The following is a 25,101-nucleotide window of genomic DNA, read 5'->3' as shown; positions in this document are numbered from 1 at the left end:
CGTGATTATTTCCATCTTAAACAGTTGCTCTGAGCCTCTACCGGCGAGTGATTGTCGGGACCGTAATCTGCTTTCCAGACGCCAATATGTGTTTTTCCAGCGCAGCGAGCTGCATGGATAACGGTGGTGCTCCCTGTGCGATAAGCACTGTTGGCTCATCCTGCGGCGTTTCCTGCACCGCTGGGGGTTGCGCAAACGAACTACGCTCATCGGCCTGCCCGATAGCAAACGGGCCAAACGTATTCCCGAGGGAATTTTGCCCAAGCCCGTTGCTCTCTATGCCCGGCAAGCTGCGCTGTTCACGGCTGGCGCTATACCACCGGGTGAACAGCACTGCCTGCTGCATAACCGGCGCATTGGCATGCTCTATACCGTAGCCATAGGCGGCAAATCGGCTGTTCAGCCGGGTCTGCAGACCCGTAGCGTCGCTTTGTAAATCATAGACGAGTGGCAGAATAAACAAGCCCGGCTCATAGCTCTGGCCGTAGGCGGCGAGCAGCGTCTCTTCTTCACGACCAAATAACTGATCGCCATCAGGGCGGTCGGTGTTTGGCATGGCGGTAATGCCATGAATAAAAATGGTCAACCGTGCTTCGCTTACGTCGCCGTCGCTATCGACAATGGTGTAAACAAACACGTCGCTCAGGGTGAGGTTCGCTTCAAGCGCAGCAACGCGCGGATCGCTGCTGTTCACCTGGTATTGCCAGTTGCCCTGACGGTCGAGTAACAAGATGCCGTATTGCCCGCGGGTATTGCCGCCGGGGGTGCCTGTATTGCCGGTATTTTCTGACGCGACTGCGGTGACAGGACCATTAATCGCCGCACCATCGGCACCGATGCGGTCATCGCTAAACACGTTGCCGCTCGCCGACTCCTGACCTTGATCCTGCAAAATTTCCACACTGTTATCGCTGGCGCCAGGACGATCGTTAAATACCGTAATGCGCAACTGGCCGATAGTGACGCCGTTCACCTGCACGTCGTAATCGTTATGGGTGCTGACGAGTCCCGGCTGCGACACGGCTTCACGCAGAGTGAAGCGGTAATCAATACGCGCTTCGCCATCCGCCGGGCTGTAATAGGCCAGCAGCGTGATGGTGCCGGTCGCGGTTTCGATAGTGATTGGCGACAGCGGGTTGAGCTGCAGCAGCTGTTCGCCGGTGATGACCCTCCCCTGGAATGTCAGCGTTTGCAGTTTATCCAGCGACAATATATCCAGCGTGCCGCTCGCCTCCTGCCCGCCCGGATCAAACGGCGTCAGTCCCGACTCCCTGACCTGAATTTCTGCTGACGGAGCCACCAGAATGCGTAACGTGCCGTTAGTTTCGCCGACCGGGTAGCCGTCACTGACGGTATAAGTGACCACAGGTACGAAGCCATGCCAGTTGGTTTGTGGCGTGAAAGTGTAGCGGCCATCGGTTTGTACCGTCAGGCTGCCAATCCCGGCCAGCAGCGCGGTTTCGCCCGCGTTGTAGCGAGTGCCGCCCACCTGGAAAACAGAAATATGCAGCGGGTCACCGTTCGGGTCGCTGTCGTTGGTTAAAACGTTGCCGGAGATCGGCGTGTTTTCGGGGGTGATCACCGCTTCCGGGTTAACAATCGGCACCAGATCGGCAACGCGTACTACGACGGTAGCGGTTTCCAGAATGCCACCGCTCAACACCGTGTAGGTATAACTGTCTGCGCCGACATAACCGAGGTTTGGCGTGTAGGTAATTTGGCCGTTTTCAATGCTGACGGTACCGTGGTTGCCCTGGGTAATGGCGACGATGGCTTTATCACTGTTGCTGAAGGTGTCGTTTGCCAGCACATCGCTGGTGACCGAACTATTGCCATTGACGGAAATCAGGTCGTTAAAGGCATCCTGAACTGGTGTGATAGTGATGCTTAACGAGGCGCTGGAAACGCCACCGGTATTGCCATCGCTGATTTGGTAAGCCACCACCGGCAAGGTACCGTGCCAGTCCGCAACCGGCACAAAATTCCAGCGGCCATCAGCTTGCATGGTCAATACACCCATCCCGGTGAGAGTGAGCGCAGTGCCTGGCGTATACGGTGTGCCGTTGACAGTAAATTCGGTGACGGTGAGAGCATCTTTATCTGCATCATCCGCATCGGTGTCATTGGCCAGCACATTGCCGGAGGCGGTGCGGTCTTCAGGCGTGGTGCTGGTGTCCGGGATCGCCACAGGTGGCGTGTTGGTCATATCCACCGTCACGGTAGCTGTTTCGTTTATGCCACCGCTTGTCACTGTATAGATAAAGCTATCGCGGCCAACATAACCGGCAGCTGGGGTGTAAACCACTTTACCGTTAACAATGGTGGTGGTGCCAAATGAGCCGTTGCTGGTGGCAATAATTTGTCTGTCGCCATTTTCGAAATTATCGTTAGCCAGCACGTCAATGGCTACTGGCACACCCGCGTGGGTGGCGCTGCTATCATCAACAATATCGGCCACCTCGGTCACCTCCAGCGTTAATGTGCTGCTGGCTGTGCCATCGATATGACCGTCGCTGATGGTGTAGGTAATCACGGGGATCGCCCCGTACCAGTCAGCCACTGGCACAAACTCGTAGCTGCCGTCTGCATTCAGCTTTAAGGTGCCAATATCGTCAATAGTGACTTTTTCACCCGCCAGATGCGCCACGGTTTCCCCTGGCAGAGTAAAACTGATGACGCGCAAGCTGTCGCTGGCATCGCTGTCTGAATCATTGGTCAACACATTACCGCTGAGCGTTGTGTCTTCGATATCCGTTTGGGTGTCCGGGGTTGCTGCAGGCACGGTATTAGTGACCGTAACATTCACCGTGGCGGTTTCAGTTTTGCCACCGCTGGTCACGGTGTAAGTGTAGCTATCGGTACCCACATAATCCGATGACGGTGTATAGGTCACCTCGCCGTTGCTGCCAATGGTCACGCTACCGTGTTGTCCTTGCGTAACCGAGGTAATGGTCCTATCGCCATTTTCAAACGAGTCGTTGGTCAGCAGGTTCTCTGAAGAAGAGGTTCCTGCCTGCAGGGAAAGTGAATCATCAGTGATATCAACCACCGGAGTGACCACAATATTTACCGTCCCGCTAGCACTGGCGCCGCCGTTATCGTCGGTGACGACATAAGTGATTTGCGGTACGGTACCATTCCAGTCTGCCACGGGAGTGAAGGTGTAATGGCGGTCGTAGCTTAGCGTAAAGGTGCCGACGCCCGGAATATCTGCCGTGGCAGTACCGAAGTTACCTGGCGTAAATACGCCTGTTATGCCATTGACCTGGAATGAAGTTACGCGCAGTACATCGCCGTCAGCGTCGCCGGTGGTCAGTAAACCCGCCAGCGCTGGGCCGTCCTCATTCATCGTCAGGTTCATCGGCGTGGTGTTCGGTGCTGTGTTTTCCACCACCACCGTCACGGTACTGGTTTCGGTGATGCCGCCGCTGGTAACGGTATAGGTAAAGGTATCGGTGCCCACAAAACCTGGCGGTGGGGTATAGCGAATGGTGTTATCGCTCAGCACCAGAACGCGACCCAGCGTTGTGACATCACGAATAGCCGTAACGGTTTGATTGACGTTGGTAAAGGTATCGTTACCCAACACATTGATAGTAATATCATTATCGGAGTGGGTGCTGGCATTATCCGGGAGAATATCCTCCACCGACTGCACCATAATAACCAGCGTTCTGCTCACCTCACCGCCGATATTGCCGTCGCTGGTGGTAAACGAGATAGGTTCAACGGTACCGTTCCAGTCAGCGACTGGCGTAAAAGTGTAAAGTCCGTTGCCGCTGACAAGTATTGTGCCTTTGCCATTAATAGTGGCTGTTTGTCCCACCTGATACGTCACGCCGTTAATGGTGAAATCAGTCACCGTCAGCCTATCGCCGTCGGCGTCAGTGGCTCCTTCCAGCAAATTGCCATTCACAATGGCAGTATCTTCCGGCGTACGCCGCACCGAGTCGCGGGATTCAGGCACGGTATTGGTCATCGTGACATCTACAGAGGCTGTTTCTGCAATACCGCCGCTGAGCACTGTGTAAGTAAACGCGTCATCACCGACATAGCCAGCATTGGGGGTGTAAACCAGCTGGTTGTTTACAATAACCACGGTGCCGTGCTGTGGCGTGCTCGTTCCAGTAATCAGCAGATCAGAATTGCTGAAACGATCGTTGGCCAATACATCAATAACGATCTCAGTGCCTGCGTGGGTAGAGGCGGTATCGCGGGTAACATCCACAACGGGGCGCACCGTAATATCCAGCGAACTTTGCGTAGGTGGCTGAGCCGTGCCATCTGAAACGTTAAAGGTGATAGTCGGTACCGCGCCGTTCCAGTCAGCAACCGGGGTGAAGGTATATGTGCCGTCGGCATACAGAACAAAGGAGCCGACATTGGTAATCGTCGCGGTGACGCCTGCCGCATAGTTCGTGCCATTAACCTGGTAATCAACGACATCCAGCGCATCGCCATCCGGGTCAAAAATAACACGTAAGGCGTTGCCGCTCACCGGTATGTCTTCATCGGTTGCAACAAACTGGTTACTGGCCGTTGGCTGCGAGTTGGTCATCAGAATAAACACGTTCGCTGTTTCGGTCACGCCGCCGCTGGTAACGGTATAGGTGTAACGGTCGCTGCCAACAAAACCAGCTTGTGGAGTGTAAATCAGCTGGTTATTTACAAGGGTGACCGTACCAAACTCAGGCTGGGTAAAACTTGTCACGGTTCTGTCGCTGTTGACAAAGGTATCGTTCGCCATCACCTCCGTGGTAATCACGGTGCCGGTATGGGCGATTTCAACGTCATCTTTGATATCTTTTACGGCATTAACGTGGATACCCAGGGTTCCGGCAGTATCGCCGCCCATATTGCCGTCGCTGACGATATAAGCCACCGCAATATCACCATGCCAGTCACCGCCGGGCGTATAGGTATAGCTGCCGTCGGCATTAATTTGCAACGTGCCGTGGCTGCCCGCCAGGGTTACGGAAGCTCCCGCCTGATAAGTTTGCCCCTCAACGGTAAAACTTTTCACCGCCAGCGTATCAACCGCGCCATCTGGATCGCTGTCATTACCGATTAGGTTACCTGTAGCGGAGGTATCTTCGTTCAGCGAGACCGCATCGTTTACGGCTACAGGCGCGCGGTTAGTGACGTTAATCGTTACCGTAGCCGTTTCGCTAACGCCGCCGCTGACCACCGTGTAAGTGTAACTGTCGGTGCCGACATAACCCGCATTCGGCGTGTAGGTCAGCACACCGCCGACATCAGTTAATGTGCCGTGGCCCGGCTGTGTGGCGACGATAACGTTTTTATCCGTATTGCTAAACGAATCATTTGCCAGCAGATCGCTGGCGTTTTTCACCAGCGGAACATTGGCGTGAGTAGTGAAGGTATCATTCTGAATATCAGCCACTGTCGTAATAGTGACGGAAAGCGTCGCGGTATTTGACCAGCGCGAGGTGGGATCGCTGCCATTGGCGACATCCAAAAAGTTGACGCGCTGATTAACAACCTGCGCTAGCGCGGGGTCGGCAGTGTCCGAGGCGCGGATCTGCAAGCCGCCGGTCACCGGACCGTGGTAGTCAGGCAGAGGGACAAAGCGGATCAGAGTCGTGCTGGCGAGGACAAACGCGTTATTTTCAGCCACGTCAGAAGGCACGGTGCTCCAGCTGGTTCCATCCGTACTGTATTCCCAGCGGCCTTTGCTCGGGTCAGTGCTATTGCCGTAGATGCCGATAAATCCCAACGCGCCACTGGCGTTGCCACCGCCTGCAATAGCGGTTTGATTATCGGTTGCATCCCCGTATACCGACTGGAACAGCTGCCCGATGGTTTGCGCAGTTGAGGTATCTTCCGCAATGGTCAGCGTCGTGTTGCCAAGCGTCGGGCGGTCGTTAATGTTGGTGACGGCGATACTCAGGGTAATCACGGTTGCACTAAACAAAGAGCTGCCGCCGTGGCCGCCCGTGGCGTTAAGATCCACTTCGCTGCCATTAACCGGAACCGCAGGCGTCGTGGAAACATCGCCGTTGTTATTGGTTTCGATCAGGCGCACGCCAGGGGATGCCGAATTGCCAAAGTAATCGGCAGCCGGAACAAAGCGCAGCATCGCATCGCCGTTCAACACCAGGGCATTGGTGTCGCTACGTGCGCCCACCGCCAGCCATGTCGCGCCATCAAGGGAATATTGCCATTCACCCTGCGCCGGGTCCAGGGCGAGCTGTGTAATAGCGATGCCGTAGAAACTATCAGCGCTGCTGCCGCCTGCACCTCCGGTGCCGGTGTTATCAATGGTATCGCGATCGTCGTTGTAGAATCCGGAAAACAGGCTTTCGACGCTGCTGCCCGCAATGGTACTAGCGGTTTTGTCTTCTTCCAGCGCCGGGAGGCTAGCCGAAGGCGTGCCAACCACCACGGGCGCGTCATTCACCGGGTTGACCGTAAAGGTAAAGGTGCGCGTGGTAATCAGCGCAGAAGAGGTGCCCGTAGGACCATCTTCGTAGGCCACCTGGCCCGGATCGGCCGTCGGGTCGGTAAATCCTGGCAAGACGAGCGGGCGCGAACCGGAGTTACCGCCATCATTGACGGTCACCGTGACAGCAAAACTGCCGTTCCAGTCAGCCGTGGTGGCGCTGCCTGGCGCATCGGGCAGGCTGACTTTCAGCCCGGTTAGCCAGCTGTTTATTTGCGTGTAAGATCCGCTAAAGGTTAGCGTGTCTGTTCCCGCCCCTGTCATAGTGCCACCGTTGCCCGCGGGCGCGACAAAGGTAAACCCGGTCGGAAGTTTTACCGTGGCCGTGAGGGTCTGACTGCCCGCATCCACATCGCTGAGGACAATCGGCGGTAAAGTAACGATGGCGCCGCTTTCATCGGTAGCAAGGAGCGGGCTGCCGCCCAGTTCGATGCGCGCCGGATCGTTAATACTGCTCTGGAAAATAGTGCGGTAAGCCGAGGCTACGTTCTGCTCAAGCCCTGAAGGAATAGCCTGATACGGGCTGACAGCCGCCACCGGCACCGGTATGGTGCCGATGCCATTCGGCCCGATATTGTTACCGCCGTTGGCGGTAGTCGTCAGGTTACCGTTAGCATCACGCACGCGATCGTCAACGATAACTTCGACGCGGAAATAGCGATCCGCATCATCAATCTGGATACCATTGATTCGCACCTGCAGCTGGGCGAGATAAGCATTGATTTGTGCAACTGTCCCGGTGATCACCAGCGGTGCATTCACGCCGTTGGAAGGCGGGTTAACGCCATCCGGGCTGGTAGCCTGCACCGTGACGCCGGTAGTGGTATTGAGCGAAGAAATATTGATGGCGGAGTTTTGTTGATCGCGATACTGCCCTATGGGGAACGGCGTGCCATTTTCATCGGTGATCCGCACGGTGACCTGCACCCAATCCTGCTCGCCTGCCGCAATGCCGCCTGCATCGGTAACATCCACATCGCCAATCACAAAACCGCTGACGCTGTTGCCGCCAGGCGCATTGTTATCAAGCAAAATCGTGTCAGATGGCGCGGTAACGGTTGGCGGATCGTTGACAGGAGTCATCGTTATTACAATCTGCACATCGCGAGGGGCGCTGCCAGTGTTGTCACCGACGGTGGCAGCCGAGGTATCCAGATGAACATTTAGCGTGATATCCCCTGCCGCCGCGCCGTTTTGATCGTGGTTGGCATTCGCCGCGCTGGCGTATGTCAAGCCGCTGGTCGGATCGTTTAGCAACGCCTGAATGGCGCTGGCGGTACCGGTCAGGACCAGGGTCCCTGAATTATCGCCCGCGATCGTGACGTTATTGAATACGGTATCGCCCGTTGCGCCGCCAATGCCCAGACTACCTTGCGCGACGGTTAATGTCACGGTTACCGGTTTACCAAAAGCATTGGACTCCACATCGCTGATGACAAAATTTCCGCCGATATAAGTGGCCTGATCTTCGAAGGTCGTTTTGTTAGTATCGGTGACGATAAGCTCGCCGGGATCGTCGATTTCTGAGGCGTTAATCACCACCTGGCCGGCGGAAATATTGCCGTTATTGGCTGGAACGCTATCCTGATACCAGTTGTAGTTTCGGCTATCAACCATACCGGGCGAGGCACCAAAATCGGGAGTCTCAGGCTGGTTGACCGGCCCACCGTTGGCCCCCGAGGCTAGCTGACCGTTACCGGTACGCAAACGGTCATCGGTAATGACTTGTACCTGGTAGCTGGCGTTGCGGTCGTTCGGGAAAAGCACGGTTAAACCGGCAAGCGCTGCGTTTATCTGTGCGACGCTACCGGTTATCACCAGGTAACCATCGAGCCCGCCGCTGATTAACGCACCGCCGGCGGTATCAGCCCGCATGACGATGCCGTTATATTCGGCCTGGCTAAAAGCGCTGCCGTTGGCGTGCAGCAAACGCACCGTGGTCTGCAGAACGTCGGTTGCGCTTGAGCCGCTGGCGGTATCCGGGTCCGCAATGGTAAAGCCGCTGACATTATGGGAAAGACCAATATCAATCGGCCCGGAAGGGGCTGTCACTAGCGGTTTATCGTTCGCAGGGGTGACGTTAATCGCAAAGCGATTATTGGTTTGTTCTCGATCGCCATCGGACAGCGTGAAGTTAAAACCATCGGTATTGATACCGCTGCCGGCGATCTCATCACCGTTGTGCAGGTAGTAGAGATAACCGTTATTAATATCCGTCTGGGTGAAAGTAGAGCCATTACCGATAAAGCTGAAATTAACCCCGTCACGTGAATAGGCAAGACGCCCGTGGGCGGGAGCAGAGGTTAACGTAAACTGCACTTGTTCGGCGGAGCTGTCCGGGTCGTAAGCCTGCAGCAGAGAACTATCAAGCTGGACATAACTGCCTTCGACCACCGTCGCCGGGTTATTGGCTGGCTGATCACCCACATTATTTGGCGCATCGGGCGGTACCACGATATCCGGGCTGTCCGGCGTCAGCGGAATTTGCGGGCTGTCGTTGACGTTGGTGATAACAATACCCACCGTGGCGTTGCTGGCGGACTGTAACCCCCAGCGATCGACGGCATAAGCGACAAATTCGGTGCTGCGCACCTCCGAGCCGTTGCTGACAAAGCGCAGGCCACTGCTGTTATCGTCGGTTAACAGGCTGGCATCAAGGCGTAATGTGCCAATATCGGCATCCGTTATTGTTACCCAGGCGCTGCCGTTGAAATATTGCAGGACTCCGCCAGCGGGCAATGTGAGGAAGGCAAATTTCAGCGCGCCGGGGCCGGAGGCATCGTGATTAAAGGCGTAGTTATTTTGCCCATTCAGCTGTGAAGCATTCTCCCACGCGCTTGTGCTATTGGCGTCATCCGGGTCGCCAGGCCGCAGCTGCGAGCGGGTGATAACTACGGTATCACCTTCCACTATCACGGTATTAGACGAGCCGCTAATCTCAGGGGCATCGTTAACAGGCGTCACGAAAACTTTCATTTCCGGCTCCCAGGTCACCGCAACCGGGCGGCCCAGGGCGTTCAGCCTCACTTGCCCTGCGGAAACCGAAAAGCGGCCATCAAACTGGAAATGTTCGCCGCCGTCATGGCGCAGGCTGATTAACCCGTTATTCAGGTCCGCCTGGGTAAAAGTGCCAAAAGGGTTCACCACGGTGAAACCGCCATTGCCGTCGCTTTTCAGCACCGTCAGGCCAGTTTGGCCACTGCCGCTGCCCAAAAAGGTATACACAATTTGCTCCGGACCTACGCCCTGAACAACGTAGCTCATGCCCGGCGTGGCAGCGCTAATATTGCCGGTTCCTGAAAGGGTAAATGTCCCCCCTTCCAGAAGAGTGCCGTGCGGGGGATTGCCAGGGTTGGTGACATCGACACCGATATACCCGGAGTTGTTTTCGATTGGCGGAATAGTCAGCGGTGGCGTTTCGTCTGGCGTCGGGTTATTTGTCACCGTCACCAGGTTCAACGTGAAAGCGGTGCGGGTTAGCTGGTCGGTAGCGGCATCGCCATCATAAATCCCGCCCTGGCGAGTAAAGGTGGTGCCATCCGGATTCCAGTGCAGCGCGGTGGAATGGTCGATGACGCGGAAATCAAACTTGTCGACTCCGCCGGGGAATGCGTTCAGAAACTGCACATAGGCAACCCGACCTTTGACGACATCATCCATGGTAAAGGTGTCGCCGGTTTGCATTCGCAAACCATTTAGCGTCAGATAACCGTGGGTTAGCCCGGCAGCGTCAACAATGAAGCTGACCCGGTTCGCGGGGGAGTCATCATCCAGAGCGCCCAGCATTTCAGGTAGCAGCACAACGCTTGCCAGGCCCGGTGTGACTTGTGCCTGCAGCGTGGAGCCCGGAATTAAGAACGGGTTATCATCAACCGGTTGAATATCAAGCCGGATAAGCGCAGGGCTGCTGGCAGGCGTGCCCGTACCGCCCCCCTGGTCAGTCACCTGCACCCCAAACGTATCCTGCGTATTGCCCTCTTCGCCGTTGTTCGCATAGGTCAATAAATGGCGATCGGCATAGTCAATTTGCTGGCCCTGTATCACCGGCACGCCATTAAAATAGAGCGTACCGTGAGTGGGCAGCGAAGTAATCGTCAGCGTCAGAGCGCCATCCTGCGGATCGCCGCCGCTGTCAGCCACAATATATTGCCCGACATTACCGGTATTCACGGCATTGGCAGGCTGCCCCTCATAGACAATCCCACTGCCGCTTACGCTGGGTGCCTGGTTTTGCGGAGTCATCGCCAGCGTTAGCGTCACCTGTGCGGAATCAGCAATAGGCGTTGCGCCATCGTTGACCTGTGCGGAAAAAGTGTCGGCGGTATTTTGTGAGCTGCCGGTTGCGGTGTGGATATATGCCAGCTTGCCATCACGCACATCCTGCTGCGAAAACACGGAACCGACGCCCAGACGAGTGCCGCTTAGCGTCAGATAACCGTATTGCGGTATGGCCGTCAGGCTGTAGATAATCTGCGACGCAATTTGCGAGCCTATCTGTAATTCAGGATCGAGCGCCGCAAGTACGTCCTGCGTGATGATCGTACCGGCGCCGTTATTTTCCGGCACCTCTAACAGGCTGGCGTTGACCACCACCGGATCGTTGGCTGGGGTAATAGTGATATGCGTCTGGACATAATCAATACCCGTGCTGCTATAGACGAAAAAGTCGACATTGGTGGTAGCGGATTGTTGCCCAAGTTCGGTATCGCTGGCGGTAAATCCGAGGGCATTTAACCAGGCTTGCACGCTGGCTACCTCGCCGCTAAACGTCAGAAATTTTCCTGTTTCACTACTGCTGACTAAATCCCCCGCCCCCGGATTGGTTAACCGGACCTCCACCGTGACGTTCGCATCGCTGCTGGTGATGGCAAGGCCGCTAAATTGCCCACTCTCCGCCCCCGGGCGTAAAGATGAGGGCTCTGAAACCACCATCTCTTTTACGTCTGCCGTAATTTCTGTCGCCTCCAGTACGCCTGCGTACCCCAACGACAAAGAGCGCGTTTCAATCACGCCGGTATGAGATTCGAGCGACCAGTCAGCGGCGTTATCCGCACTGCCCGTTTCGTCATTTGAGGCAGCCACATCAGCATGGGTGTAATCCGCCATGCGGGTAATCAGCAGCGTATCTTTTGCCGTGACGTTGCAGCCGTACAGCAAAATATCGCCGTCGGCGGTGAGCTTCTCGCCAAGATGCGCTAATTGTTGTTGATACTGGGCAATATTTTGAGCGTTAAGCTTGTCGCGACCCAGCGTGATTTCATCGTTAGCGCCGTGGCTGATGATATGCATCGCGCTGATATTGTTATCATTTTTGAGCTCGTCATTAATCTGCTCAAGCCCGGGCTGCGCTGAGTCGAGCACCAGCACGCGGCTGCCTGCGGGCAATTGATTCACCAGCGATTGCCAGTTCTGTACGTGGCTATCAACCACATAAACTTCGTGCGGCGCAGTATTGCCAGCTGGTGCGGTGATTGACGCAGGCGCAGGCGGCACCAATACCGCCGTGGCGACCTCTGGTGCCTTATCATGATGCGTGGTATCGAGCGGATTATCCGCATGATTTGCCGCCTCAGCGACAGCCGCGCCATCAAACAGCTGGCGCGATTCCAGGGCGAAACGGTGATGGCGTGGACGGATAGGATTGTCGTTTCTTGATCTGGACATAGCGCATCACTCTGTTAGCGGCTTCGATAGCATTAACGATAATGATACATCTGATTTACATCATTCGACGTGTATTAGTGCACTTATTACATAATTTTTACGAATGTATCTGAGATTATTCCTGGTGAATTTTTCAGACTAGCCAATGGATTTGCTCTCGACGACGAAACTGCGCCTACAGAATGAACCGCTGAATTAATGTCGCAGTTAACAATAAATAACCGCCACCTTGCTCTTTCTGGTTACTTATCAGCATCAAGGGATGATTCTCAAGCGGCACAGCACTGTAAACAGGGTTAGCCAGTGCACAGGAGTCAGGAGATAACTCATTGCTTAAACAGCAGTCAATTCATTCAGGGATTTGAAGTATGAGGGATAAAAGAAATCGTTGGTGACTTATTTATGTTAACAAGGCCGATCTTCGCAATAAAAAAAGCCATCGAATATTCGATGGCTAGTTTCATAGGCTATCAATCTTTAACGATTGGTTTGCGCCGACGGCTTGAGTACCAGCGTCTCGCTATCAATCTTCGCACTGCGTTTTAAGGCGTATCCAACAACGAACACCACCGCAGCACAGGCGAGGAACAGCAACCGGCCCCAGAGTGGGTTTGGAATCAGCATCATCGCAGACAGCCCAATCGCCATATAGATGGTCAGGTCGCCCAGCTTGTTACGCTGCATGCGGTCAACGATGTCCTGCGCGTCATCTTCAACACACTCGGTTTCCACATCTTTAAAGAACGCGTCAGTTGCGGCAACGTTTTTGTCTGTCTGCGGCTTATAGAACAGCGCGCTCAGGCAGAAGAAGCCACCGGTCAGCACAAGGTGCGCAACGATTGGAATGATGGTTTTCAGCTCGCTGACTTCGCGGCCCGTCAGTTTCTCAACGCCGAACCAGGACATCACATACTGCGGAGTGAACACATCCACCACCATCCAGGAGACGCCCAGGCCGAAGACAACGGTCGCCCACGGTGCCCATGAAGGGGTTTTGCGAATCAGCATACCGAAGAACAGCGGCACCAGAATCGGTGATTGCAGCAGGGTAGCCACCTGCATCATCAGGTCAAACAGGCTGAGGTGCTTGAGCGAGTTAAAGAACTGCGCCATAAAGATAACCAGCAGGCCGTTAACCAGGCAGGCGATTTGACCCGCGCGCAGCTGCTCTTTATCGGTCGCTTTGCCTTTACGCACGATCGTGGCGTAGAAGCTACGCACGAAGATACCGGAGTTACGGTTCAGCGCGGAGTCCATCGAGGACATGGTAGCGGCGAACAGGCCCGCCATCAGCAGCCCTACCGTACCCAGCGGCATTGCTTCACGAGCAAACACCAGGTAAACCGCATCGCGTGCTTTAGCACCCAGTTCCGGGTATTGCGCGCCAGCATTCGGGTACAGAATCGCCGTTGCCCACGGTGGGATAAACCAGATCACCGCGCCCACCAGCATCATCAGCAGCGCCATCAGCGCCGCTTTGCTGGCGTTTTTGGAGTCTTTCGCATTCAGGAAGCGATAGGATTCCTGCATGTTGTTGATACTTTGCAACTGCTTGACCACGAAGAACAGGAAGGTGCCCACCATCAGTAACGGATAGTTCATGTCCGGGCCGGTAAAGAAGCCAGACGGGAACTCGGTTACGATATTTGCCGGACCGCCGACGGCCCACAGGGCAACCACAGCACAGGCGACGGAAATCACCGCAATAACCAGCGTCTGAATAAAGTCGGATGCCACCACGCCCCATGCGCCACTGAGCATAGAAATGGCCAGCACCGCAAGGCCGGTAATCCAGATAGTGGTGATGATATCTGCGTTAAAGACCGCAGAGGCGAATACGCCAAGGCCATTGAGCCACACGCCAGCGTTAATCACGCTCAGCGGGATAATCACCCAGGTAAAGAACTGCTCGTTGACCGGGCCAAAACGGCGACGCACCGCTTCAGTTGGGGTATCAACGCGCATTTGACGGAAGCGGCGAGCGAAGTAAGCCCACGCCAGAAGATAAGCAAACATGTTGCCGATAAATACCGCCAGCACGGCGAATCCATCGGTAAAGGCCTTGCCCGCAGCGCCTGTGAAGGTCCAGGCGGAGAACTGCGTCATAAACGCGGTTGCCCCAACCATCCACCACAGCATCTTGCCGCCGCCGCGGAAGTAGTCGCTGGTGCTGTTATTGGCCATTTTTTTGAACAGGAGGCTAATCGCCACCATCAGTAAGAAATAACCCGCTATTACAATGTAATCGTAAGACATTGTAGTTCCCTATGAGTTATGCCCTTCATACTTCAAGCTGCATCCTTGCCGCTGCGATGTAACCAGAATTATTTTGGGGAAAGTTTGAATTGGAAACATTAAAACACGCAACCCCATAACTTGAAATATCGTTTCAGTATTTCTTTTTAAATAGCCGATAACGATCATATTTTTTAAATTTTTTTGTTAACGCGGGCGAGATGTTTCTTAGCGAATATTTTAAGTTAATGGTTAAAAAGGAAGAATATTTGTAATTATTTTGTTGCTTGAAAAATTGGGATTTCTCCGCTATTGCGCTGTAGCCCTTTTTCTTATCGTTCAGAGACTCCCTTTCATGAGACTGGCTTATGAATCGTTATTCCACTGTACTGCTGCTCGGCTCCCTGACCGTGGCAACCGCCGCCCGGGCCGACGCGCTCGACGGCCTGTTTGAGAGTTCGATTGTAGGATCTATTTCGCAGGCGATTAACGACGCTTATCAGCCGAATAACAGCCGCAGCGATGATAACGAGGAGAGGCGCTGGAACGATGACAGCCAACGCAGAAATGATGAAAGTCGTCGCCAGTATGAAGAGCGCCTGCGCCAGCTTGAAGAGCGTCACCGCCAGCTCGATGACCAGCAGCGCCAGCTGGATAATCAACGCCGTCAGCTTGAAGAAGAACAACGCCGTCTGGACGATGATTTTCGGTAACGGATGCGGGAGCCTTTCCAGTTTGTGCTGACGCCTGCGGCAAAATCACCCGCTAAACGTAGCCTGTACAGCAGCGCCGTCCGGTATTAATCCACCCGAATAACCATCCCATCAACCGCCGCCTCAAACCCTTTCGGTAAGGGGTTTTCCATCAGCCAGCGGTCAAACTGGTGGCTGATATGCGTCAGGATCACTCTTGGGCAACCTATCTGCTTATTCAGCTCGATAACCGTATTTAAATCGCAGTGATTTTTGGGCGTTTCGGCGCTGGGTTCGTGGCTGCAATCAATCACCACGACCTGCGGTTTATTGTTCGCCAGAAACCTCAGCGTCTTGTCCGGCAGGCCTGCGGTATCGCATAGCCACGCCACGCGGCTATGTGGCGTTTCAAACAGATAGCCCAGCGTCAGTTTTGAATGGTTGAGCGGCACAGGCGTAACGCGCAGCGCTTGCAGGGTAAAGCCGACGAAAGGCTCCAGCCGGTGGCTGAAATCCAGAATGCCGGGATGTTTAAACAAGTCGTCACAGCCTTGTTCATCGGCGGGGCCGTAAACCGGGATCTTATCGCCCACGCCCCAGCGTAGCGGGAACAAGCCCTGAACGTGGTCCATATGGTAATGAGTCAGCAAAAACTGCTGAAACTCCCCTGGCTGCCAGTGGTCGATTAAATCGGGAATGCCCGCATCCAGCAGCGTGACCGCATCGTTAAACTTCACCACTGCGCTACACGGCTTGCGGCGATATTGTGGATGATTGCGGGCGCGCTCGCAGGCGGCACAAAAACAGCCAAAAGCGGGAACCAGCTGCGCGCCGCCCGTACCGCTAAGAGTTAACGTCAGGCTCATGAAGGATCTCCACGGCTTTGGTAAAACGGAAATGGGTATGCTGATACCCTTCGCGCTGATAGAACCGGTGAGCATCAAGCCGTTTAGCGCTGGTGGAAAGCTCCGTCAGCTCGGCTCCGGCAATGCGCGCCTGCTCTTCGGCCCACGCCAGTAATTTACTGCCCACGCCGTGGCCGCGTGCCTGCGGCATCACCACCAGCTCCTGAATTTCCCCCACCCAGTTCACATGGTGCAGATGAAACTGCATATGCAAACCGACCATTCCCACCGTTTCACCGTTGAGTACCGCCAGCTGGTAGCACAGGTTATGGTCTTCGAGATTTGCCGCAAACCCCACGTTAAATGCCTGACGGTTAAACTCCGCCTGTTTCAGTTCGCAAATCAAAGCATAAACATCATTGCTGTCGGCAAGGGTGGCACGGCGAAATTCAAGGGTGTCAGACATGGCGGGGTTCCTGCGGGCGAAAGTGGACGATATTGGCGTTGCGCTGGCTTTCGATCAGCCGCATAAACAATATGACAGACTCCGCCAGACTGCCATCATTGTTCAGTATCAGACACTCGTCCAAACCCGGGGCATACAGGGCCGCGCGCTGCAGCCGCTGTTCAATCTGCTGCGCGCTTTCACGCCCGCGCTGCTGCAGGCGCTGACGCAGCACCTCGGTGGAAACATGCAGGCAAACGGGCACCAGCGCGTCGCCGTAACGCGCCCGCGCCTGGGGCAGATGCTGGCGCGAACCGTTGACCACCACATCTAACCCGCTATCAAGCCAGATATCCAGCTCTATCCCTACGCCATAACGCTGGTGGTGTGCCTGCCAGCACAGAGCGAACAGCCCCTGCTGCTGGCGCTGCGTGAACTCTTTTGCACTCAGGGCGATATGATTTTCACAGCCTGCGTCGGCTGCGCGCGTGATGTAGCGATGCGCCACCAGCAGCTGATTATTTTCCTGCTGGCGCAGCGCGCCGAGCAGGCTGTCTTTCCCGGAGCCAGACGGCCCCATCAACCAGACGATTTTGCTCATCAGAACACCCGTGTTCCCTGACGCCAGACATGGCCGATGTGAATGTGGTCGCCGTGCCGATGCGCCAGCACCATATCGGCCCGTTTGCCTTCTGCCAGCACGCCACGATCGTCCAGATTCAGCGCTCGTGCCGGGTTGCGAGTCACCAACGCCACGGCCTGTGGCAGAGTGAAGCTGTTTGCCTCGTCGTTGGCGATACGGAATGCGGCGTCCAGCAGACTCGCCGGATAATAATCAGAGGAGAGAATATCCAGCAGGCCGGCTTGCGCGAGCTGATGCGCCGCCACGTTGCCGGAATGCGAGCCGCCGCGCACAATGTTTGGCGCCCCCATCAACACGCTTAAACCATGCTGGCGCGAAGCCTGTGCCGCTTCAAGCGTGGTAGGAAATTCAGCGATCGCACTACCCAGCTGGTGAGATTCCTCCACGTGCGCCTTTGTGGCGTCGTCGTGACTGGCGAGCGCAATATTGCGCGCGCGGCACTCGGCGGCAATCACCAGACGATTTGGCTGCGACCAGCGCTGCGCCAGCGCCAGCTGTTCGGTTTCGTAGCTGTCCATTTCGGCGTCGTTAAGCTGGTATTTCCCCTGGTAATATTCGCGATATTTTACCAGGTTCGCGAACTGGCGCTGGCCCGGGGAGTGGTCCATCAACGACACCAGCGACACGCCGCCGCGCTCAATCAGCTGCTGAAACAGCGGCAGCGTGGAGTGATGCGGCAATTCGCAGCGCAAATGCAGGCGGTGCTCGGCACGGTTGACGCCACGCGCCTGGCTATCCATCACCGCGTTAATCATCTTTTCAAGATTTTCCAGGCGGTCGCCGCCGTCGCGCACATCGCCCAGCGCCACGGCGTCCAGCACGGTGGTGATCCCGCTGGCCACCATTAATGCGTCGTGGCTGCTCATTGCCGAATGGGCGGGCCAGTCCACCTTTGGCCGCGGGGTGAAGAATTTATCGAGGTTATCGGTATGCAGCTCGATAAGCCCCGGCAGCAGCCAGCCACCTTCGCCATCCAGCGCCTGCGGCAGCTGGCTTGGGCTATCGGCAAAGTTACGAATCACCCCGTCGGCCACTTCCAGCGAGCCGCTCACCACTTCGTTTTCCAGCACCAGTTTGACGTTATTAACGATCATTTTCGGCCTCGACGGTTGCCATAGCATGCAGCCTGTCTGCCACCAGGCTGCGCACGCTTTCATCGTGAAAAATGCCTACTACCGCAGCGCCTCGCGCTTTGGCCTCCAGAATTAACTCCACCACCGCGGCGCTGTTTTTCGCATCCAGCGAAGCGGTCGGCTCATCAAGCAGCAGGATGGGATAATCGACAATAAACCCGCGGGCAATGTTGACACGCTGCTGCTCACCGCCGGAAAACGTTGACGGCGCCAGGCTCCACAGGCGCTCCGGTACATTCAGCCGCGTCAGTAACATTGACGCTTTGTCTTCACAGACCTCACGCGAGACGCCCAAATCCAGCAGCGGCTGCATCACCACTTCCAGCGCACAAATTCGCGGGATAACGCGCAAAAACTGGCTCACCCAGCCGATGGTCTGGCGGCGCACCGCCAGCACGTCACGCGCCGGAGCCTGCACAATGTCGAGCCAGTCGTCGTTATGCTTTACCCAAATATGCCCTTCGTCCGGCAAATAGTTGGCGTACAGCGAGCGCAAAAGCGTGGACTTCCCGCTGCCGGAGTGCCCGTGCAGCACCACGCACTCGCCGGATTTCACTTCAAGCGAAGCGTTTGTCAGCACCGGCAAACGGATGCCGTGCTGATGGTGTAACACAAAGGTTTTGCTCAGGTTTTCAACCCGTAATCTGGTCATCGTGCGCACCTAATTCTGAAGGACGGAGGAAACAAGCAGTTGGGTGTACGGGTGGTGAGGATCGTCCAGCACGCGGTCGGTCAGGCCGCTTTCTACCACCTGCCCCTGCTTCATCACCAGCAGGCGGTCGGCCAGCAGGCGCGCAACGCCTAAATCGTGGGTGACAATCACCACCGCGAGGTTAAGCTCGCGCACCAAGCCGCGCAGCAAATCAAGCAAGCGCGCCTGAACGGAAACGTCCAGCCCGCCGGTGGGCTCATCCATAAACACCAGTTTCGGGTGCGTCACCAGGTTGCGGGCTATTTGCAGGCGCTGCTGCATGCCACCGGAAAACGTGGTCGGCAGGTCGTCGATACGCGAGGCGGGGATCTCCACTTCTTCTAACCAACGCTCGGCGGTCGCGCGGATCTCGCCATAATGACGTGCGCCGGTTGCCATTAAGCGCTCGCCGATGTTGCCGCCGGCCGAAACGTGGCGGCGCAAGCCGTCCATCGCGTGTTGGTGAACCACGCCCCATTCGGTGCGCAGCAGGCGGCGGCGCTCGCCTTCGCTCATGTCGTAAAGCGAGGAGTCCAGGTAAACCACTTCCCCGTTTTGCGGCGCCAGGCGCGCGGAAATAGATTTCAGCAGCGTGGTTTTACCGGAGCCGGATTCGCCGACAATTCCCAGCACTTCGCCTGGGTACAGCTCGAATGATACATCGCTGAAGCCTTTGCCCGGTGCGTACAGGTGGGTCAGGTTATTGACCGAAAGTAACGGTTGAGTCATGAGCTTGCGGCCTCGCTGTTCTGGCGGCAGAAATCGGTATCGGAGCAGACGAACATGCGGTTGCCCGCATCGTCGAGCACCACTTCATCGAGGTAACTGTGGCGCGAGCCGCAAATCGCGCACGGTTCGTCCCACTGCTGGACGGTAAACGGATGGTCGTCAAAATCGAGGCTTTCGACGCGGGTGTACGGTGGCACCGCGTAAATACGTTTTTCGCGCCCGGCGCCAAACAGCTGGAGCGCGGGCATCATGTCCATTTTCGGGTTATCGAATTTCGGAATCGGCGACGGGTCCATCACGTAGCGCTCGTTCACTTTCACCGGGTAGGCGTAAGTGGTGGCGATATGGCCGAAGCGGGCGATGTCTTCATACAGTTTTACCTGCATCACGCCGTACTCTTCGAGCGCGTGCATGGTGCGGGTTTCGGTTTCACGCGGTTCGATAAAACGCAGTGGTTCAGGGATTGGCACCTGGTAAATCAGGATTTGATCCTCACGAAGCGGCATTTCGGGGATGCGGTGGCGCGTCTGAATCAGCGTGGCGTCAGCGGTGGATTCCGTGGTAGCCACATCCGTAACGCGTTTGAAGAAGTTGCGAATCGACACGGCGTTAGTGGTGTCATCCGCCCCCTGGTCAATCACTTTCAGTACGTCATTCTCGCCAATCACGCTGGCGGTAATTTGAATGCCGCCCGTACCCCAGCCGTACGGCATCGGCATTTCACGCCCGCCAAACGGCACCTGGAAACCGGGGATCGCCACGGCTTTGAGGATCGCGCGCCGCAGCGTGCGCTTGGTTTGCTCATCCAGATAAGCAAAGTTGTAGCCGGTGAGTGCCTTAGTCACGATTGCGTTCCTTTTGCAGACGTTTAAGCAGTTCCAGTTCGGCCTGGAAATCGACGTAGTGCGGCAGTTTCAGATGCGAGACAAAGCCCGCAGCCTCAACGTTATCGGCATGCGCCAGCACAAACTCTTCATCCTGCGCCGGGCCGGTTATGGTTTCGTCGTAGTCCGGCGCCTGCAGCGCGCGGTCAACCAGCGCCATCGCCATCGCTTTGCGTTCGCTCATGCCGAACACCAGCCCGTAGCCGCGGGTAAAGTACGGATCTTCATCGGCGGGGGCCACAAAGCCGTTGACCATTTCGCACTCGGTTATCAGCAGTTCACCGATGTTCACCGCAAAACCCAGCTCTTCGGGGATGATTTCCAGATCGACATAGCCGCTGCGAATTTCACCGGCAAACGGGTGGTTGCGCCCGTAGCCGCGCTGAGTGGAGTAAGCGAGCGCCAGTAAATAGCCTTCGTCGCCGCGCACCAGCTGTTGCAGGCGCGAGGAGCGGGAACATGGATAAACCGGCGGCTGGCGCGTGATGTCATCGGGCTTTTCGCCGTTATCTTCTTCGGCTTTTGCCAGCCCCTGTTTCGCCAGCAGGCTGAAAACGTGCGGAGCGGCCTCGGCGTGGTCATCCGCAGCTTTAAGCTGCGGCGCTTCGCCATTGGCCAGCAGCGTGAAATCCAGCAGGCGGTGGGTGTAGTCGTATGTCGGGCCAAGCAGCTGGCCGCCCGGCACGTCTTTATAAACCGCAGAGATTCGGCGCTCGATACGCATTTCAGCGGTTTCCAGCGGCTCGCTCACCGCCAGACGCGGCAGCGTGGTGCGGTAGGCGCGCAGCAGGAAGATGGCTTCCACCATATCGCCGCTGGCCTGTTTGATGGCGAGTGCGGCGAGTTCACGATCGGCAATGCCCCCTTCGGTCATCACCCGGTCAACCGCCAGCCCAAGCTGCTGCTCGATTTGCGCCACGCTAAGCTCTGCCAGGTTGCGATCGCCGCGGCGATTGTGCTCCTGAAGCTGATGGGCGGCGGCAATCGCCTTCTCGCCCCCTTTGACGGCTACGTACATCAGCACACCTCCACATGAGTGGTGCGCGGGATCGCCAGCAGGCGGTCACCGCAGGTCAGAATCAGGTCGATGCCCAGCGGGAACGGATGCGGGCGCTCGGTTAACTCGTGGATCACGCAGTCCGGCAGCTGTGGCGCAATCATGCGCTCTTCACGAATACCGGCGCCGGTCAGGCGCAGCATGCGGCCACCGCTCAGGCTCGGCACCTGCAAAATCAGGGTGGCGCTGGTATCAGGTGCGACGTCGGTTCCCTGCGCCAGCGCGTTGAGCTGCTGTGCGCTAATCGCGCTGTCGGCTACCGCGAACTGCGCGCGCTCAGGCGCTGTAGCAACCGGGGCGTTGGTATGAAAACGCACGTTTTGCTGCGTGACATCGTTGCTCAGCTCTTCGCTAATCCACACCGGCGTGTCGTTATCAGCAAGGGTCAGCAGCACGCTGGTGGTGGCGATATTCAGCGGCTTCCAGCCATGCTGTAGCGAATGCAGGGCGACGATCGCGCCCGGCTCGCTCATCGCTTTGAGCAGGCGACGGAAGCTCTGTTGGGCATCCTGCACGGGCAGGTTAAAAGCGGTCATCAGGGTCATGCGTTATCTCCGCGCACCAGAGTGAAGAAATCGACTCGGCTGCTGTTAATTTGCGTGCGGCGGGCAGCGAGACGCTGCTCCCGGTTGGCGGCCAGTGGCGCAATGATGGTTTCTTGTAAGGTCTGGAACTGAAGGCTTTCCTGCATCAGCGCGTCAATCACCGCACAGCGTTCGGCATGGGCTTTATCGCGCCCTGATAAGTAGCTGTAGCCGTAAGTTCCGTTGGCAAGCTGCACCACGGCGCGAGTTAGCGTGGCGTCGCCAGCAAAAAAGCGTTGCCCGGTTGCGCCCATGCGCGCCTGGATTTGTACCAGCCCGGTTTCCGGGGCGCGGATCGCCTGATAGTCAGGATTGAGTTTTTGTTCTGCCCACAGTGCGGCCAGCTCATCAGGCTGGCTGTGAGCGAGCACGGCCATCCACTGCTGGCGCTGTGCGGTATTAAAATGCGTTGCGTCCATCTAGTGCTCCATGGTGAATTCAATCATGTCGGCGCGCGTCAGGCTGACGGAGTATTCCGCAGGCGAAGCGTCACCTTCACGGTGGTTGAGAGTGCGCACACACAGCAGCGGAGCCATATTCGGGATCTCCAGCAGGCGACTTTCTTTGGCCTGAGCGCGGCGCGCGCTGATGCGTGTTTGTGTACGTTTAAGGCCGATGCCGAGCTGCGTTTCAATCACGTTGTGCAGCGAACCGCTACTGAACTGTCGTAGCGCAGGCCACCAGTCGAGGTCGGCAAAGTAGTGGTCGATAAGGCACACCGCGATACCGTTGACACGGCGCAGGGTGCGCAAATGAATAATGTTTTCGCCCTCATTCAAACCGAGTGCGTCTGCCACGTGGCAGGAGGTCGGGCGCAGCACCGCGAGTAAGCGCTCGCTGGTGGGGTGGCTTCCCTGGTCAAGCAGGTTCTGGCTAAAGCGGGCCTGTGAATTTAACGGGTAGTCGAACGGGCGCATCAGCACTAACACACCAATTCCCTGGCGGCGCTGCACCCAGCCTTTTTCCACCAGCTGGTCGATGGCGCGGCGTAACGTATGGCGATTGACTTCGAATCGTGCCGCCAGCTGGCTTTCGGCCGGCAGGTAGTCGCCACTGCGGTAGTTTTTACGCAGCTCCACTTCGAGCAGGGCGGCGATTTCCTGGTAACGCGTCGGGTAACTGGTCGGATGTCTGGATAAGTGCATTTTCAACAAAGCCTCGTTAAATGAAATGCTTACGTAACCGTTGCGACAGGAAATCCAACAGGCTGACGGTGATGATGATGACAATCATCAGGGCGCAGGTTTGCTGGAACTGGAATCCACGAATCGCTTCCCACAGCGTTACGCCAATCCCGCCGGCGCCCACCATGCCCACCACCGTTGCCGAACGCACGTTCGACTCAAAGCGATACAGCGAGTAGGAGATCAGCAGTGGCATCACCTGCGGCAGCACGCCGTAGATAATCTCTTCAAGTTTGTTAGCACCCGTGGCGCGAATGCCTTCTACCGGGCCGGGCTCGATGGCTTCCACCGCTTCAGAAAGCAGCTTGGAGAGCACGCCGGTGGTGTGAATAAACAGGGCTAATACGCCTGCAAAAGGACCGAGGCCGACGGCGACCACGAATAGCATCGCAAACACCATTTCGTTAATCGCGCGGCAGGCGTCCATCAGACGGCGCATCGGCTGGTAAATCCACCATGGCACCAGGTTGTCGGCGCACATCAGGCCGCAGGGGATGGAAAGCACGATGGCCAGCGCGGTGCCCCAGACGGCGATTTGCAGCGTAACGCCCATTTCACCGAGGTATTGCTGCCACTGGCTGAAATCAGGCGGGAAGAAGTCGGCGGCGAAGGTCGCCATATTGCCCGCATCGCGGAACAGGGTCAGCGGAGCCATTTCCGCGCCTTGCCACGAGGCCACGAGGACCGCTAACAAAATCGCCCAGGCGAGTAGCGAAAACCAGCTGCGTTTGGGGGCGGCGACCTGAATGGTTTGTTGCATTGAGAGCTCCGTGTTTGGGGTTTTCACCCTAACCCTCTCCCTGAGGCAGAGGGTTAGGGCTGTTTTTACTGAACCGCTTTATTCACGCTGCTCATCGCAGAGAGGGCGGCGGTCAGGCGGTCCAGATCGCTGAGCTGGTTTTGCAGCGCGCTGATTTTGGAGGTTTTTTCCGGCTCGGCTAACCCTTTGTTGTCCTTCACGCCTTGCATCTGTTTAAACAGCGCGAGCTGGCGAATCGGCACCAGTTGCAGGTCGCTTGAGGCACGGAACGGCGCCCAGCCCAGGCGGCTCAGCACGCTTTTCTCTTCCGTGGTTTTGCCGTAGCTCATAAAGAAGTCATAGAGTTTGTCTTTCGTGGCTTCGGAGAGGTTTTTACGCCAGACGATTGGGTCGCCGGGGATCAGCGGTGACTTCCAGATAACCTTCAGCTCTTTGAACTTGTCCGGTGCCGAATTTTTGATCTTTTCGAGGTTTTCGGTGTTGTTGGTCGCGGCATCCACCTGCTTGTTCGCTACCGCCAGCGCGTTAGTTTCATGGTTGGCGTTCACCGTACGCTTGAATTCATTAGGGGCCACGCTGTTCTTAGCGAAAACGTAGTATCCCGGGACGAGATAGCCGGAAGTCGAGTTAGGGTCGCCGTTGCCAAACGTCAGCTCTTTGCGTTTTGCCAACAGTTCTTGCAGATTATTGATTGGACTGTCTTTGTTAACGATCAGCACGCTCCAGTAACCCGGTGAGCCGTCTGCCGCTACCGTCTGGGCAAAGACCTGGCCGTTGGCGCGATCCACCGCTTCCATGGCCGAAAGGTTGCCGTACCAGGCGAGATCCACTTTATTAAAACGCATGCCCTGAATGATCCCGGCGTAGTCCGGGGCGAAGAAAGCATTCACCTTCACGCCCAGCTGCTTCTCCATATCCTTCAGGAACGGTTCCCACTGTGGCTTCAGGTTTTGCTGCGATTCAGTAGAGATAATGCCGAAGTTGAGGGACTTTTCCGCTTCATCCGCATGGGCCGTGCTGAACAACGTGCTGACGCTTAACAGGCCGGTAAAAGCGAGGGCGGCAACTTTTTTGTAGCTCATAACGATTCCT

Annotated in this window: 16 protein-coding genes; 1 reads left to right on the top strand and 15 read right to left on the bottom strand. The window is 56.5% G+C overall.

The annotated features are described in order from the left end of the window. Positions 1 to 37 precede the first annotated feature (37 nt). Positions 38 to 12,127, bottom strand: coding sequence for an Ig-like domain-containing protein (locus EHN07_RS14670; protein WP_124024839.1), 12,090 nt, complete (start codon positions 12,125 to 12,127; stop codon positions 38 to 40). A gap of 477 nt (positions 12,128 to 12,604) precedes the next feature. After that, positions 12,605 to 14,383 (bottom strand): sodium:solute symporter family protein, encoded by a 1,779-nt coding sequence (locus tag EHN07_RS14665; protein ID WP_124024838.1) that lies wholly within the window; start codon positions 14,381 to 14,383, stop codon positions 12,605 to 12,607. Positions 14,384 to 14,730: 347 nt separating this feature from the next. On the opposite strand from EHN07_RS14665, the gene yjdP reads away from it, so the two are divergent. Continuing rightward, complete coding sequence (gene yjdP / locus EHN07_RS14660) at positions 14,731 to 15,075, top strand: DDRRRQL repeat protein YjdP (RefSeq protein WP_124024837.1); 345 nt, start codon at positions 14,731 to 14,733, stop codon at positions 15,073 to 15,075. Positions 15,076 to 15,161: 86 nt separating this feature from the next. Here yjdP and phnP read toward each other — a convergent pair whose 3' ends face one another. The 13 genes from phnP to phnD all read right to left on the bottom strand — a co-directional run bounded on the left by phnP (position 15,162) and on the right by phnD (position 25,091). After that, positions 15,162 to 15,920, bottom strand: coding sequence for a phosphonate metabolism protein PhnP (gene phnP, locus EHN07_RS14655; RefSeq protein ID WP_124024836.1), 759 nt, complete (start codon positions 15,918 to 15,920; stop codon positions 15,162 to 15,164). Next, entirely contained in the window at positions 15,898 to 16,365 is a 468-nt protein-coding gene (phnO, locus tag EHN07_RS14650) for an aminoalkylphosphonate N-acetyltransferase (RefSeq protein WP_124024835.1), read from the bottom strand. Before phnO ends, phnP begins: the two co-directional genes overlap by 23 nt. Then, positions 16,358 to 16,945: a ribose 1,5-bisphosphokinase gene (gene phnN, locus EHN07_RS14645; protein ID WP_124024834.1), complete on the bottom strand. Its 588-nt coding sequence runs from the start codon at positions 16,943 to 16,945 to the stop codon at positions 16,358 to 16,360. The genes phnO and phnN overlap by 8 nt, the downstream gene beginning before the upstream one ends. Beyond that, positions 16,945 to 18,081, bottom strand: coding sequence for an alpha-D-ribose 1-methylphosphonate 5-triphosphate diphosphatase (gene phnM, locus EHN07_RS14640; RefSeq protein ID WP_124024833.1), 1,137 nt, complete (start codon positions 18,079 to 18,081; stop codon positions 16,945 to 16,947). The genes phnN and phnM overlap by 1 nt, the downstream gene beginning before the upstream one ends. Then, positions 18,071 to 18,772: a phosphonate C-P lyase system protein PhnL gene (gene phnL / locus EHN07_RS14635; RefSeq protein ID WP_124024832.1), complete on the bottom strand. Its 702-nt coding sequence runs from the start codon at positions 18,770 to 18,772 to the stop codon at positions 18,071 to 18,073. The genes phnM and phnL overlap by 11 nt, the downstream gene beginning before the upstream one ends. A 9-nt stretch (positions 18,773 to 18,781) precedes the next feature. Then, entirely contained in the window at positions 18,782 to 19,540 is a 759-nt protein-coding gene (phnK, locus tag EHN07_RS14630) for a phosphonate C-P lyase system protein PhnK (RefSeq protein ID WP_124024831.1), read from the bottom strand. Further along, the gene (locus EHN07_RS14625; RefSeq protein ID WP_124024830.1) at positions 19,537 to 20,385 is read right to left on the bottom strand and encodes an alpha-D-ribose 1-methylphosphonate 5-phosphate C-P-lyase PhnJ; all 849 of its coding nucleotides are present in this window, start codon (positions 20,383 to 20,385) and stop codon (positions 19,537 to 19,539) included. The genes phnK and EHN07_RS14625 overlap by 4 nt, the downstream gene beginning before the upstream one ends. Beyond that, complete coding sequence (locus tag EHN07_RS14620; protein ID WP_124024829.1) at positions 20,378 to 21,442, bottom strand: carbon-phosphorus lyase complex subunit; 1,065 nt, start codon at positions 21,440 to 21,442, stop codon at positions 20,378 to 20,380. Before EHN07_RS14620 ends, EHN07_RS14625 begins: the two co-directional genes overlap by 8 nt. Continuing rightward, positions 21,442 to 22,026 (bottom strand): phosphonate C-P lyase system protein PhnH, encoded by a 585-nt coding sequence (gene phnH, locus EHN07_RS14615; RefSeq protein ID WP_124024828.1) that lies wholly within the window; start codon positions 22,024 to 22,026, stop codon positions 21,442 to 21,444. Before phnH ends, EHN07_RS14620 begins: the two co-directional genes overlap by 1 nt. Next, the gene (gene phnG, locus EHN07_RS14610) at positions 22,023 to 22,484 is read right to left on the bottom strand and encodes a phosphonate C-P lyase system protein PhnG (RefSeq protein ID WP_124024827.1); all 462 of its coding nucleotides are present in this window, start codon (positions 22,482 to 22,484) and stop codon (positions 22,023 to 22,025) included. Before phnG ends, phnH begins: the two co-directional genes overlap by 4 nt. Beyond that, positions 22,485 to 23,210 (bottom strand): phosphonate metabolism transcriptional regulator PhnF, encoded by a 726-nt coding sequence (gene phnF, locus EHN07_RS14605; RefSeq protein WP_124024826.1) that lies wholly within the window; start codon positions 23,208 to 23,210, stop codon positions 22,485 to 22,487. It lies immediately after the preceding gene. Positions 23,211 to 23,226: 16 nt separating this feature from the next. Beyond that, positions 23,227 to 24,009 (bottom strand): phosphonate ABC transporter, permease protein PhnE, encoded by a 783-nt coding sequence (phnE, locus tag EHN07_RS14600; protein WP_124024825.1) that lies wholly within the window; start codon positions 24,007 to 24,009, stop codon positions 23,227 to 23,229. A 65-nt stretch (positions 24,010 to 24,074) separates the two neighbouring features. Beyond that, on the bottom strand, positions 24,075 to 25,091 hold the full coding sequence (gene phnD, locus EHN07_RS14595; RefSeq protein WP_124024824.1) for a phosphonate ABC transporter substrate-binding protein: 1,017 nt from the start codon (positions 25,089 to 25,091) through the stop codon (positions 24,075 to 24,077). Positions 25,092 to 25,101 lie beyond the last annotated feature (10 nt).

The sequence above is a fragment of the Buttiauxella warmboldiae genome (genome assembly GCF_003818135.1).
GTDB classification, from domain to species: domain Bacteria; phylum Pseudomonadota; class Gammaproteobacteria; order Enterobacterales; family Enterobacteriaceae; genus Buttiauxella; species Buttiauxella warmboldiae.
Note: the sequence above shows the minus strand (reverse complement) of the source record. Positions and strands in the feature narration are given on the sequence as shown.